The organism is Lactiplantibacillus sp. B652 (genome assembly GCF_023806745.1).
GTDB lineage: Bacteria > Bacillota > Bacilli > Lactobacillales > Lactobacillaceae > Lactiplantibacillus > Lactiplantibacillus pentosus.
This window is the reverse complement of the sequence record NZ_JAMSKY010000008.1, coordinates 48,544-62,919: the sequence shown is the minus strand read 5'-3', so window position 1 is coordinate 62,919 and position 14,376 is coordinate 48,544. Positions and strand designations below refer to the sequence as shown.

General features: G+C 42.8%; 10 protein-coding genes. 7 read left to right on the top strand and 3 right to left on the bottom strand.

What is annotated here, in order from left to right; all coding sequences use genetic code 11:
- Positions 1-13 precede the first annotated feature (13 nt).
- The gene (locus MZO40_RS10635) at positions 14-1,717 is read right to left on the bottom strand and encodes a glycoside hydrolase family 3 protein (RefSeq protein WP_050338223.1); all 1,704 of its coding nucleotides are present in this window, start codon (positions 1,715-1,717) and stop codon (positions 14-16) included.
- Positions 1,718-1,940: 223 nt separating this feature from the next.
- On the opposite strand from MZO40_RS10635, the gene MZO40_RS10630 reads away from it, so the two are divergent.
- Positions 1,941-2,942, top strand: a complete 1,002-nt coding sequence (locus tag MZO40_RS10630) for a helix-turn-helix domain-containing protein (protein ID WP_050338224.1) — start codon at positions 1,941-1,943, stop codon at positions 2,940-2,942.
- A gap of 53 nt (positions 2,943-2,995) precedes the next feature.
- On the opposite strand, the gene MZO40_RS10625 is transcribed toward MZO40_RS10630, so the two are convergent.
- Positions 2,996-3,952, bottom strand: a complete 957-nt coding sequence (locus MZO40_RS10625) for an AraC family transcriptional regulator (protein WP_050338225.1) — start codon at positions 3,950-3,952, stop codon at positions 2,996-2,998.
- 126 nt (positions 3,953-4,078) lie between these two features.
- Here MZO40_RS10625 and MZO40_RS10620 point away from each other — a divergent pair, with 126 nt between their 5' ends.
- Both MZO40_RS10620 and MZO40_RS10615 read left to right on the top strand, forming a co-directional pair.
- Positions 4,079-6,484: a glycoside hydrolase family 2 TIM barrel-domain containing protein gene (locus MZO40_RS10620; RefSeq protein ID WP_105961385.1), complete on the top strand. Its 2,406-nt coding sequence runs from the start codon at positions 4,079-4,081 to the stop codon at positions 6,482-6,484.
- Between the two features lie 134 nt (positions 6,485-6,618).
- Positions 6,619-7,851, top strand: a complete 1,233-nt coding sequence (locus MZO40_RS10615; protein WP_252133269.1) for an MFS transporter — start codon at positions 6,619-6,621, stop codon at positions 7,849-7,851.
- A gap of 78 nt (positions 7,852-7,929) precedes the next feature.
- Here the strand turns inward: MZO40_RS10615 and MZO40_RS10610 are convergent, their stop codons facing one another.
- Entirely contained in the window at positions 7,930-8,298 is a 369-nt protein-coding gene (locus tag MZO40_RS10610) for a pyridoxamine 5'-phosphate oxidase family protein (RefSeq protein ID WP_021338078.1), read from the bottom strand.
- 193 nt (positions 8,299-8,491) lie between these two features.
- Here MZO40_RS10610 and MZO40_RS10605 point away from each other — a divergent pair, with 193 nt between their 5' ends.
- The 4 genes from MZO40_RS10605 (at position 8,492) to MZO40_RS10590 (ending at position 14,317) form a co-directional block, all read left to right on the top strand.
- The gene (locus MZO40_RS10605; RefSeq protein ID WP_105961386.1) at positions 8,492-9,514 is read left to right on the top strand and encodes an aldo/keto reductase; all 1,023 of its coding nucleotides are present in this window, start codon (positions 8,492-8,494) and stop codon (positions 9,512-9,514) included.
- A 336-nt stretch (positions 9,515-9,850) separates the two neighbouring features.
- Complete coding sequence (locus MZO40_RS10600) at positions 9,851-10,846, top strand: LacI family DNA-binding transcriptional regulator (RefSeq protein WP_050338230.1); 996 nt, start codon at positions 9,851-9,853, stop codon at positions 10,844-10,846.
- Between the two features lie 125 nt (positions 10,847-10,971).
- On the top strand, positions 10,972-12,000 hold the full coding sequence (locus MZO40_RS10595; RefSeq protein WP_165861048.1) for an aldose epimerase family protein: 1,029 nt from the start codon (positions 10,972-10,974) through the stop codon (positions 11,998-12,000).
- 358 nt (positions 12,001-12,358) lie between these two features.
- Positions 12,359-14,317: a PTS sugar transporter subunit IIA gene (locus MZO40_RS10590; protein ID WP_252133268.1), complete on the top strand. Its 1,959-nt coding sequence runs from the start codon at positions 12,359-12,361 to the stop codon at positions 14,315-14,317.
- The last annotated feature ends 59 nt before the right edge of the window (positions 14,318-14,376 follow it).

The window sequence follows — 14,376 nt, the reverse complement described above, 5'->3', positions numbered from 1 at the left end:
TTCTCCTACTATATTATAGTTTAGCCGTTAAATCTCCGCAGAATGGGTCAACAGGGCTTTTGCCGACGAATGGTTCTTGACCACTGATTTTGCGTAATACCGCATCAATATTTGATTGATTTCCCGTATAAGCATTGATAAATGTCGAGACTCGTGGCAAATCAAACAAGTGGTATGGATTGGCCGTAGAGATGAAGACTGTTGGAATACTTTGCAAATACCAAGGAGCATCGGCAGCCATTAAATGGACCCAATTCAACCGGGTCGTCGTTTGGTTGCTGGCAGTTTCGACGTTTGCAATATAGAGTGCCAAATCAAACTTTTTCTGTAGGTCGCTGACGCCTTCTTCAAATACTTCGTGAAAATCTAATTTGTTTTGATCAAATAACGAGACTTCAAACCCTTGGTCTTCCAAGCCCTTCTGAAATGCGTTCGCAACATGCCCGCCTTCTTTAAAGCCACCGTCGTCAGAATCACCTAATACAACGAGACGAATCCGTGGGTATTTTGCAGGAGTTACGGGTAATAAACGGTCGCGGTCTTTGACTAGCGTGACTGACTTTTTGGCAACTTCATCTGCCCAGCGTAAGTGTTCCGCTTTATTAAGATTCAATTGGCTGGCCGGTGTTTTCAAAGAAGTTTCTTCAATGTCCATAACGCCCTGTGATAGTTTTGTGCCGAGAATGCGCGTCACGGCTGTATCCACACGTGACATTGGTAAGGTGTGATTCTGAATAGCTTCCTTGATATAAGCATAATCCTCATCGATATTCTTATTAAAGAGAATCATATCAATGCCAGCATTAATGGTTGCAGGTAGGACCTCAGACCGGGGCAGTGTTGTATTATAGCCTAACATTGGTGTGGCATCCGTAATGGTAAGCCCGTTAAAGTTTAATTGATCGCGTAGTAAACCATCGATTAATAGCTTGGAACTAGATGCAGGCCGTAAGTCTTTATCTTCAATTCCTGGTTGTAAACGGCGTTCCCAAGCAGGTTGCATAATATGTGCAATCATAATACTTGGAATACCAGCTTCGATAAAATGGTGATAGATCTGCCCATAGGAAGTCATCCAGTCGTCGGCGGATAGTGAATTAATGGAACTTAAAAGGTGTTGATCACGTTCATCGACCCCGTCTCCTGGAAAATGTTTGATAACAGGGATAATGTCACTTTTCTGTAATCCCTTCGTCTGAGCTGAGGACATTTGAATGACTTTTGATTGATTGCTCCCAAATGTACGGGTATTCATAATTGGGTTGCGAAAGTTGTTATCGATGTCTACAATTGGTGCAAAAGACATGTTGACACCAACTTGACGTGCTTCATTACCGGCGACTTCGCCTAGTTTAAACGCACTAGTGGTATCGTCTGTGGCTGCCATCTGGAGGGGCATCCCAAACCAAGTTCCTTCTGTAACAATGCCATTACCGCCAGATTCCAAATTTGCTGCAAAGAACAATGGAATTTTGGTAGCTGACTGAATGTGTTTAACTTCATCCTTAATTTTCTCTGCAGAATCGGGTCGATACATCATCCCGCCTGGCTGGTATTTCCGGATGAATGCGGGCAAATCAACGGTATCTTTATCTTGTCCGATAACGAAGAATAGTTGGCCAATCTTTTCATCCAGAGTCATTTGTGAAACTTTGTTTTGAACATAGTCAATTTGATCTTGGTTTAAATAATATGGTTTTTGCGTTAAATCTAGCATAAGATATAAGCCTCCAATTTGTGTTTGCGCTTACATTCTAGCTTAAGTGTAAAAGTGAAACTATTGCTAAAAGTCAGATTAAGTGTGTTCATTTCATAGATGTGTGTCTGCAGGCCTTATCAACAAATATACATTAGAGTATTATGAAATCGATTACAATAACGTGAATCAACTTATTGGTGAATAACGTGTGAAATAGCAACTTTTGAAGGGAAATGATCGAATGAATACCGAAGTTTTAGAATTATTACGACGGAATAATCGACCACGTGATTGGAAGAAAATTGCAGCTGGAATGCATGTTCATCCAGTCGATAATGTTGGTGATAAGCCAGTGTATGAATTTTTTAGTACTTTGGATGATTCCTTGGAAATTAATTTGCAATCTATTGCGATTTCAGTACAGCCTGTAAATTCATACATTCCGTTTCACATTCACAATTATGTTGAATTGATGGTTCCACTGTTAGGAGACTGTGTTGTTGCAACCAAGCATGGCAACTTTCGGGTTGCTCAAGACGATGTGATTGTTATGGGGGCAAGAACGGTACACCAGGTACAACCAATTGATGATGGCTCAATTGTCGTCAATATCGCTTTGAAGCGATCGGCTTTCTCGTTAAACGATTTTGAATTTTTACGTCCAGTCAATAACACGACGAACATATCAACATTACTCTTATCGATACTTTCCAATGAAGATCGTAGTGAAGGCAATTATAGTATATTTGGAACAAAGCATAATGCCAAAATCGTAGGGGTGCTATATGATATCATCCAGGAATTTTATGCTGCGGATGGTCAGAGTAATCAGATTATTCGGCTAGAAATTTTAACTTTGTTTTTGCGGCTCATTCGTGTGGCTTCAGAGACTGATTTCAGGGTTAAAAAGCAGGTGAATATGGGGACCAACTTATTGTCTTTATTGCTATATATTGAAAAGCACTATTCAACGATTACGTTAGCAGCCATGGCAGACTATTTTGGATTCAATCCTAATTATTTGTCAGCTTTTTTAAAGGGTAAGACTGGATTAACGTTTATCAAACTGGTCCATTTGCAACGAATTAATGTTGCTGCAGAATATTTGACGTATACTTCGGCACCCGTTGATCAAATCGCGATTAAAGTTGGCTATGAAAATCCGTCATATTTTTATAAAGTCTTTCGGAAGCACCTAGGTGTGTCTCCTTCTGAGTACCGAGCCCAGCATCAACTAAAATAAAAAGAAAAGCAGTTCAATTTTTTGAACTGCTTTTCTTTTGTCCAATGATAATTTTATTTGAAACGGTGACGATATTGATTGGGGGATAGGTTCGTGCTTTTTTTAAAATAATGATAAAAATAAGTCTCACTGTTAAAGCCAAGTTGTTCGGCTATCGCATTTATTTTTAAGTTGGTGGCAACTAAGAGTTGTTTTGCTTTTTGGAGACGGACTAATTGGGCGTATTCGGTGAGGGTCTGACCAGTCTGTTTCTTGAGCAATCGGTTTAGATATTCTGCGTTGTAATGCAGGTGTTCTTGAATATCGGCTCTAGAGGCTTGACCTAAACGTTCGTCAATAAAGTGGATGACGCGGTGGACGAGATAGTCCTCCTTTGAAGCATCTAAGTCCACGTTTTTGATATTAAATCGGGCCGTATCTTCAAGAGCGCTTAACAACCGTAAGACCAACCCATGCTGAAAGTAAGTCGCGCCAATTTTCTTAGTTGCGACTTCCTGTTGTAATGAATCCATGATAATTTGAAAAGTTTCATAGGGCACTGGTATGGTTCGAGTGATTTCTAGATAGTTACGCTTCCACTGGTTATTTGATTTTAGATTTTGATTTAAAAAACTGAAGATGGTGCCAGTACTGGTGATTGCGTCCAGCAGGGTCCTCAATAGCGGTTGTGATAGGTTAATAAAAATAACGGTACATCCGATATCTAATGACTCCGCATGCGTAATCTGAGGAGGAAGAAGACAACCATCGCCTGCTTTGAAATAGAATTCTTGGCCTTCAATGAAGTTGGTTAATTGTCCTTTAAGTACATACATTAACTCAAAGTCTTCGTCCTGATGAGGTTGCGAATAATCAGCTGCTTCAAAAGATTTGACCTGTCCAGATTGGACCATTGTGTAGAGAACCTTATTGTTTAATCGCTGTTTATAAAAGAGTGCTAACGGCATCTGGGTTGCAATGATTGCCCGCTTATTACTAGATGTGATCTGTTCAAAATAATTATGTGGCATTGTTGTGATACACCTCTTGACTAAGTTGGTAAATTGCAGGAAATGATTTTTTTGGTCGATTATCGTCATTATAGCATAGGAAAAATGCGTCTAAACTAGAACCATATTCAGAGGAGTTGAAAAAATATGCGTGTGAAAAAATATTTAAATGATGATTGGCAATTTCATGCAGGGGAGCTGAAGGTCCCTTTTAAGACTGCTAAGAAGGCCCATGCACTTGGTGGACTAACTGCAGCGTTACCTGCAGAAAGTGAGCATCGCATCCTGCCAAGTGCTGGTGGCGTCCATTTCCTAAAGTTAATTGCTCAAGGAAATGTGGAGATGGGGCTAAGAAATCTAGCTGGAACGGATTTAACTAGTCATCTGGATAGCTCTTGGCAGACTGTTACATTGCCTCATGATTGGAAAGTTGCGCAACCCTTTGTTAATAATCCAGCCAATTTAATGAGTGGTTCTAAGGCGGATGGTGTCGGATATTATCGTCGCGTCTTTGAGTTACCTACAGAATTATTTAAAAGTCACCGATTAATTTTACATTTTGACGGTGTAATGCGTATGGCAGACATTTGGTTAAATGGTGCTTATCTCGCACATAATAATAGCGGGTACACAGCCATTGATCTGGATATCACTGAAATGGCCAATTATGGTGACGAAGGGCCGAATGTATTGCTAGTGCGGGCGGACACAACGACTGGTCCTGAAGGTTGGTGGTATGAAGGTGCAGGTATATACAGGTCAGTTTGGCTAGAGCAGGTCCCTTATGTGTCCTTAAATGAGAAGAGCCTCTATGTCTATACTAAGTCTCTAGCTGAAAGCAGCGCTGATCTAGGTATTGAGTGTTCTGTTGAAAATCACACCGATAACCCACAAGTCGTTCAGCCTACTGTCGAAATCAATGAAGAAAAGATCAGTCTTGAAAAAGTGACTATTCCGGCTCACGAACAACATTTATATCGTGCAAACTACTCATTGAAAAATCCGATGCTGTGGACGCCTGAGACACCTAATTTATACACAGCTCGTTTTAAGATTACTGATGATTTGGTGCAGAAGGAGTTTGGCGTCCATACCTTCAAGTATAACGAGAATGGTTTTTATTTGAATGGCAATCGATATGAACTGCATGGCATTTGTGAACATCAAGATTTTGGTGGTGTGGGTGTTGCACTAGATCAAGATATTGTCAGCTATAAGGTGTCACAAATGAAACGGATGGGTGTCAATGCATGGCGGAGTGCACATCACTTTGCCTCCGAAGAGCTATTGACAGCATGTGACCGTTTAGGAATGCTGGTTATTAATGAAAATCGACTACTGGAAAGTACTCCGTGGCGCGTGAACGATTTGGAAAAGATGGTCATGGCAAGTCGCATGCATGCCTCTATCGGCTTCTGGTCAGTTGCAAACGAAGAGTTGATTGGTAACACAGCTCTGGGTGAACGAGTTGCCAAAAAACTGGTTCAGACTATTAAAAAATGTGATTATGAACACCTAGTCATGTCCGCAGAACTGTTGAATCCTGAAGGTACCGTGGACGAGGATTATTTAAAGAATTTTGATGTCTTGGGTGTTAATTATCCTGAAGCCGGTGTCATGGGTGCGGGCGCAGAACTGATCAAGCAAAACCATCCGCACCTCCCAATGATGAGTACTGAAAATGCGTCATACTTTTCAACACGGGGCGTGTACAAAGATGATGCTGAAAAGTGTCAGTGTAATAATTTTGGCTCGATGTATTCGATGGTCTTACCTGGTAAACGGAAAGCTGGCGATCCCGGAGTAGGTGGAACTGCACATCCAGAAACTGTCATGGATTATTTCCGTCAACATTCATATATGGGTGGTGTGTTCTTGTGGACGGCATTTGACTATTATGGTGAACCATCCCCATTTGAATGGCCTGGAATTGGCTCACAATTTGGGATTTGTGATAATTGTGGTTTCCCGAAGGATTATTACTATTATTATCAAGCACATTGGACTAGTGATGACATGATTCATGTGATGCCAGCTTGGAAACGTGATGCTTTAGAGTTGGACTCAGATGGGAAAGTTGCGGTGCGGGCGTTTAGCAATGCCCAGTATGCCGAACTATTTGTTAATGGCATTAGCTATGGTCGAAAAGCGCTCGATGACTGTGAAGTTAACTGGCGTGTTCCATATGCTGATGGTGAGTTAAAAGTCTGTGCAGATAATGGCGGAGAAGTTGTTGCTAGTGATTGTCGGCATACGAGTGATATTGCGAAAAAGGTTAATGTTTCGAGTGTTTACCGTGGTGTACAGGATACGCTGTATGAAATTAGTGCTGTCGATCAGAACGGTTATTTGGCAATCGATTCAAATGATCCAGTAGATTTGAGCATTCAAGACGGAACGATTATTGGTACTGGAAACGGCAATCCTGCAAATATTGAAACACCAGTATTAAATCAAGTCAGATTGTTTAATGGGCGTGCTTTAGTGATTGTTCGTCGAGTTGGATCACAAGTCGAACTGACTGCAAAATTAAAAACGGCACGTCATGGTTAGTACTGGGAAATGAACATAAGAAACATGATTTTTGAATATGGTGTGCGTGAGAAGGACACCATATACTTATAACTGTAAATGAAAGCGCAAACATTATTGAAAAATAAGACGTTATAGGGAAGGGTGCTTTATTAATGACTAAGAAAAAAGTTGCATTGGCGTTTAGCATATTGAGTATGAATTTATTGTTGATGTCTGGCTCAGTCGTTGGGGCTGCTATTGCTGCCATCAGTAAATCGTTTCCAACTGAACCAATTTCTAAAGTTCAGATGTTGAGTTCGATTCCACAACTTGGACAATTGGTTGCAACATTACTGTTCACATGGTTAACTTACCAATTGACACGTAAAAATATTGGGTTAGTTGCGGTTGCATTTGTTGCAATTGCAGGCTTGTTACCGGCATTTTATAACAGTAGTTTGAATATGATTTTAGCCTGCATGGTCGCATTTGGATTCGGATTAGGACTAATCAGTAACGTTGTACCAGTACTTTTACAAGAGTACTTTGAAGGTGAAGAACGTGCCACTGTAATGGGGTGGTCAATGGGCTTCAATAATATCGGTATGATGGCTTCAACTGCGATTGGTGGAATTTTAGGTGGCAGTAACTGGCGTAACTTATTCTGGATTTATGCGGTTGCAATCGTTATCTTCATTCTAGTATTTGCGATGTTGCCTAAAGGGGCTAAACTTACAGTCAATCATGAACAAGGCAACAAATCCAAAGGTGGCTTTTTACGAGTTGTCAAAGGATTGAATAAGTACGTATATATTATCTTAGCCGTTAGTTTTGTCATGTCCCTCATTATGATGACCTTTATGTCTAATCAATCAATCGTGTTAGCTGCTAAAGGGCAAGGAACCGCTTATACGGCACTAGTTACCGCCATCGGAAATTTAGGCGGAATTCTTACTGCTTTCGGGTTGAAATATATTCGTAAGATGACACGTAACGAAACTATGGCATGGGGCTTCATTTCCTTGGCATTATCATTTGTATTCGTCGTTTTCTTTAATAATGTTATCACGCACATCATTGGAAATATGTTCTCAGGAGCCGGAATTGTGATGGTTAATGCTACGATTCCATACGAATTATCCATTTTGGCTAATAAGAAACAGTTCCCAATCGTTATCGCAATGAATACCTTAATGACTTCGATTGCCGGTGTTACTGCACCGATGATTCTAGCAGGATTGCATATTAGTGCTGGGAACACTTCATTCGTCGTAGGTATTATCGCAAGTCTAGTGATTGCCGTCCTATTATTTGTAAGTCGGTTTGGTTCACGCGTCGGCCGCGCCCACAAACAGCAAGATAAAGACTGTTCTGTTGAAGGTGCGCAAGCGCATGCTAGCGTCTAAATAAGCTACTAATAATAATTTAGCCACATAAAAGACCAGGCATACTCTGTAGTGTGCCTGGTCTTTTATGCCTGATAATTAAATCTTCTGTTCCACATCCTCAATCGTCACAACCAAAGTAGCCCGAATCCAGTCGAACTTAGCGTGCATCTGATCGAAGTAAGCGCCGCTAGTCTCAAACTTACCGGTTCCATGAATATGGAAACCACAGCCAGTCCCAGTCGTGCCTGGCACCTTATAACTACCAACGGCGATGGTCAGGTGGTTATCCTTCGCGAAGTCGGCTTCAATTGAGTGCATACCAGCTGATGGGATCAATAGGGTATGGTCGTCGACTAGTTGCATGTAATGGCTCCACGTATTAACGACGTGGGCTGGCTGACCGTTGACGGTAACGATGGTTGCGGGGGTGGTGTCTTTGATTACTTCAAGAAATTTAGGGTCCATAATGAGTCTCCTTTAATATTATATCACTATAATATATTTTAGTTCATATATTAATTTTATCAAGCGAGACGGTTCAAAAGTGAGCAGAAATGTTGCCTTGTGAACGTCAACGGCACTAGTAAAAAAGACGGTTGCTTTTTACTAATGAAAGCGGTAACTTTAGCTAGGAGTGTTGATGAAGGGGTGTTTAAAAATGTATCAGGCAAGTCAGACGCGTTATGATCAGATGCAATACAATCGAGTGGGGCGAAGTGGCCTTAAGCTATCAGCGATTGGGCTCGGATTATGGAATAATTTTGGCAGTGTTGATCCAATTGCCAATCAAAAGGCGATTATCCATCAAGCCTTTGATCTGGGGATTACTTATTATGATTTGGCCAATAACTATGGCCCGGAACCTGGAAGTGCGGAGACCAACTTTGGTCAAATTATGAAGACCGACATGCGGCCGTACCGTGATGAGATGGTGATCGCCAGTAAAGCGGGCTATGTCATGTGGCCTGGACCATACGGCAATTGGGGGTCACGCAAGAGTATCATTGCTAGTGCTGACCAGAGCCTACAACGCACGGGACTCGACTATTTCGATATTTTCTACAGCCATCGTCCTGATCCTGAAACGCCGATGGCTGAGACCGCAGCGGCCCTCGACCAATTAGTTCGTCAGGGCAAGACGCTCTACGTTGGGATTTCCAACTATAATGGGGAACAGACAGCGGCGATGACCAAATTATTTGAGCAACTCGGAACGCCGTATATTATTCATCAACCGCGCTATAACATGTTCAATCGTCAAGCTGAACAAGACTTGTTCCCGGTACTGACGAAGACACACAAAGCAGCGGTTGGGTTCAGCTCGCTATCGCAAGGACTATTAACAGACAAATACTTGCATGGCATTGCAGCGAACTCCAGGGCGAATAAGGCCACGATTCCATTCCTCAGTCCCGTCCAAGTTGAACAGACCCTCACGACCGTTAAACGGCTCAATGAGGTCGCACAACAACGGGGACAGAGCCTGGCACAGATGGCTTTAGCGTGGAATTTACGTGAGCCCGCCTTAGCTAGTGTGCTGATTGGCGCTAGTCGGCCACAGCAGGTCGTCGACAACGTGGCGGCTTTGGACCAATTAGCATTTAGTGAAGCTGAATTAGCGAAGATTGATCAGATTTTGGCGGAACAGCCGGCCATTGATTGGTCAGCAGGACGAAAGTAACGTTATATAGCGAATAGTGGAACGCTATGTCAGCTAATTGAAATGCAAAAACAAAGAAAGGGTCGCATCCGAAGATGCGGCCCTTTCTGTACCTAATAGTTAAGATTATCTTAGCATAGTTTGCTGGCTTTGCAATGGTGAAGTTCTTTTACTAAAGAAATTAATGCTTAAGTTCGCTAATTTTCATATTTAATGATAAAGTTTTACATGATAGTTATCTCAAATACGTGCTAAAATCGACAAAACACTTTAAAATGACAATTAATTACGAAATAAAGCATGCGATAGCGACTTTAGATAGTGTCAGTATCTGTTTAAATTTAAGGGGGCCAATCCATGGCGGCAACGCTAAAAGATATTGCGAATAAAGCCGGGGTATCGTTGGCAACGGTATCGCGGGTGTTGAATAAGGATCAATCACTGTCAGTCAGTGAGACCACGCGGAAGCGCATCCTCGATGCCGCAGAAGCGTTACAATATTCTAAAAACAAGCGGCATACCATCACGACCGCACGCAAGCGACTCGCGATCGTTCAGTGGTATTCCGAATCTAAGGAACAAGACGATTTGTATTATATGTCAGTGCGGATGGGAATTGAACGGCGCGGTCAGGATAATCAGTTCGAAGTCACCCGGATTTTCCAAAATAATTTGCAGGAACTGGGCCCGGACGTGGATGCCGTGATTGCAGTCGGAAAATTCAGTCCGACTCAGGTTGATGATCTCGCTGCGGTGACCGACAACTTGGTCTTCGTTGATGACGACCAGTTTGACGCCGGCTTTGACAGTGTCATAACCGATTTTCGGCTAGCAACGGAAAAAGTTGTTGATTATTTCTGGCAACGCAACTTTCATCACATTGGCTTTATTCACGGTTCAGAAATGACGACCGACCATCAGCAGACCGTCGTCGACCGGCGAATGCTCGGCTTTCGGGCCGCGATGGAGCGCCGCCACGCTTTTGATCCCAAGTTTGTCTTTAAGGGTGACTACACTAGTGAGTCTGGCTTTAAGATGATGCAAAAGGCGATTCGAAGTCTGGGTGACCAATTGCCAGGCGCGTTCTTTGTTGCTAATGACCCGATGGCGGCCGGTGCACTGAAGGCCCTGCAAGCCAGCGGGATTCAGGTCCCAGAACGGGTCAAGCTATTTAGTTTTAATAACACGTCGTTAGCGACCTTTGTCTATCCTGAGTTGAGTGCGGTGAACGTGGATACCGAGCTCATGGGGGCGACTGCCGTGAGCCTGGTGATGAGCCGTTTAGCTGGGCGAACAACGACGCAACGCGTGGAATTAGGGACCAATCTAGTTGAACGTGCAAGTACCAAATAATCAGAAGCGAGACGTGAGCCGAATTATCGGCTCACGCCTTTTTAAGTAAAACTTTTACTCATCAGATGAAAAGTCTGGTATACTACTAAATGAAAGCGGTTTAAATAACACGGAGGTGGCATGTTTTGGAAACTAAAAAAACAGTATTTGATCAACTCGATGGCCAAGATGTCATGCGTTATACATTAGTTAATGACAAGCAGACGCGGATCTCAGTCTTGAGTTATGGCGGGACTTGGCAAGAATTTGTGGTCAATGAAGATGGCGTCGAACATCCCTTGATCTGGGGCCTCGACAGTATGGCCGATTATCAACGGGTCGGCTTCTGCCTTTGCCAATCAATCGGCCGGGTCGCTGGTCGAATCGGTGGCGCCAAGTTCGAGATCGACGGGCAAGATTATAATGTCGATATGAATGAACAGACTCATTCGCTTCATGGTGGTAACCATGGCTTTAATACCTTGAATTTCGACGGCGAGTTTAGTCAGGACGACGATAGTGTTAGTGTGACATTATCCAAGCATATCAAGTCAACTGACGATAATTACCCGGGAAATATGGACGTTAAAATCAAGTTTACTTTAGATAATCAAGACCAAGTCTCGATTGCCTTCACCGGTGATACTGATGCGGCAACGCTCTTCAACCCAACGAACCACGTTTATTGGAATACGACCGATGACCGGACGAGCTTAGCACAACAACAACTTCAAATTACCAGTGCTGCTCATCTCGAATTCGATGATGAAAAGGTCCCAACGGGCAAGAAGTTGGCAGTTAAGGGCACGGCCTATGACTTTAACCAAATTCAACCAGTCGAAAAGGCGTTAGCCCAATTGAAAGCTGAAAATGGTGGCATCGAATTCGATGATGCTTATGAAGTAACGCCGAGTGCCACGGAACCAATCGCAATCGTCGGTGATACTGCGGGTAAACGCCAAGTGAAACTTTACTCTGACCGGAATAGTCTGATTATTTTCACGGCGAACCCATTCGATCCAGACAAGCAAGACGCGCATGAATACAACGCGTTAGCAACTGAAGCGCAGACCTTGCCAGACGCCATCAATCATCCTGATTTTGACGACATCGTCTTACGTCCTGGTCAACCAGTGACCCATACGATTCGTTACCAATACGAACGTTTGAACTAGAATTAACTCCTTGTGTGAAATCACGAGCGCCCTCAATCGTCGGGGGCGCTTTTTTTGCGCGTACGGGGCCAGTTTGGCTACTAGTAAACGTTGTTTAAAGTTGTAATGCGTGTCTAGCAGTGAGATGTTAATGCCGATTTGGTAAATTTAGTTGCCACTTATCGAAATTTAGTTGAGCGAATGATAAAAATTCCAATATTTCACGGGATTTAGTTGGTATTGGCTGAGCATTAAAATTGACGCTAGCGGGTGATTACTAAAACAATTAAGCAAATTTTACTAAAAATCATTGACAATGTCCTTGAAAACGATTACATTTAAACATGTAAATTATTCAAGAAAGATGTGAGGCGAGATTATGGATGCAGAACAAAAGCAGAGCAAAGGTCGGAAGATAACATCACGACTTGCTTATTCATTCGGGGCGTTCGGGCATGATGCCTTCTACGCAACGTTATCGACATACTTTATTATGTTTGTGACCTCCCACTTATTCGATAAGAGCAGTGGGGCGCAAGGGACACAAATGATTGCATGGATCACCATGATTATTGCGGGCTTGCGGTTCGTGGAACTAGCAATTGACCCACTGATTGGGAACGCCATCGATAACACCAATTCACGTTGGGGCCACTTTAAGCCATGGATCGTGGTTGGTGGGATTATCGGTTCCGTCGTTCTAGCACTGTTATTCACGAATTTAGGCGGCTTGAACACGTCAAACCCAATTTTATATTTAATTATTTTTGCAATTTTATACATCACGATGGATATCTTCTATTCATTTAAAGACGTGGGTTTCTGGTCAATGATCCCAGCGATCTCATTTGACTCAGCCGAACGTGAAAAGACGGCCACATACGCCCGGGTTGGTTCTAACATTGGTGCCAACATTGTTGGGGTTATCGTTATGCCAATCGTTCTGATGTTCTCTGTTAAATCTAACAGTGGTCAGGGTGATAATCGTGGTTGGATGGCCTTTGGGATTATCATTGCCGCCATCGCCTTGATTTCTGCCTTAGTCGTTGCATTAGGAACTAAGGAAAATGATTCTGAATTACGTAAGAACACTGAAAAGACGACTTTCAAAGAAGTCTTCAAAGTGTTGGCACGGAATGATCAATTAATGTGGTTATCACTGATGTATGGGATTTATACGGCAGGGATTGCCATCACTAACTCACTTGAACTTTACTACTTCACCTACATTTTAGGTGATGCATCGAAATTCACGATGCTTGGCTCTTTGAACGCCGTTATCGGGATCTTTGCCGTATTGGCCTTCCCACCATTAGCTAAGAAATTTAGCCGGCGGAAAGTGTTCTTCTTAGCCATCGTCATCATGATGATTTCATTGATCATGTTTGCCTTTGCTGGTCAATCATTACCAATGATCTTGGCCGCCGCTGTTCTATTCTACATTCCACAACCATTGATTTTCTTAGTTGTTCTGATGGTTTTGAGTGATTCCGTTGAATATGGTCAATTGAAGTTTGGTCACCGTGACGAATCTTTGACCTTATCCGTTCGGCCATTGCTTGATAAATTAGGTGGCGCGATTTCTAACGGGGTCGTTGGTTTAACTGCCGTTTGGGCCGGGATGACTGCTGGTGCAACTGCCGGCGACGTGACTGCTCACGGACAAGCCATCTTCAAATTAATGATGTTTGGGGTTCCAGCTGCCATGATCCTGATTGGGACGTTCATCTTCTTCAAGAAGGTCAAATTGGACGAAAAGATGCATGCTGAAATCGTTGATGAACTTGAAAAGACTTGGTCAACTCACTTGGAAACTGATGAAACACCTGCCGAAGTTGAAGCCGAAGCTGATACTAAGACGACTGTTTATCAAGATCCAGTTGCTGGTCAATTGATCAGTTTAGATGAAGTCGCTGACGAAACTTTTGCTAACGGTAGCATGGGTAAAGGCTTTGCAATCAAACCAACTGATGGTCGTGTTTTAGCGCCATTTGATGGTGAAGTTGTTGCCACCTTCCCAACTCGGCATGCGATTGGGCTGCGTTCTGACACCGGTATTTTGACGCTGATTCATATCGGGATTGGCACGGTCAAGATGCGCGGGACTGGCTTTGTTCAGTACGTCGAAAAGGGTGATCATGTCACACAAGGCCAAGAATTGATTGAATTCTGGCAACCAGCAATTGAAAAAGCTGGCCTGGATGATACTGTGATGGTCGTTATTACGAACTATAAAGATATGCCTGAATTTAAGTACCTGAAGACTTCAGGAACCACCATCCATGATGATGAAGATATTTTACAGTTATCGAATGTCGGCTTACCGGATCAAGCATAGTTTCTTGATGAGAAGAGCTATTAATGACGCGAGCCATTAATAGCTCTTTTTTTCAGTAG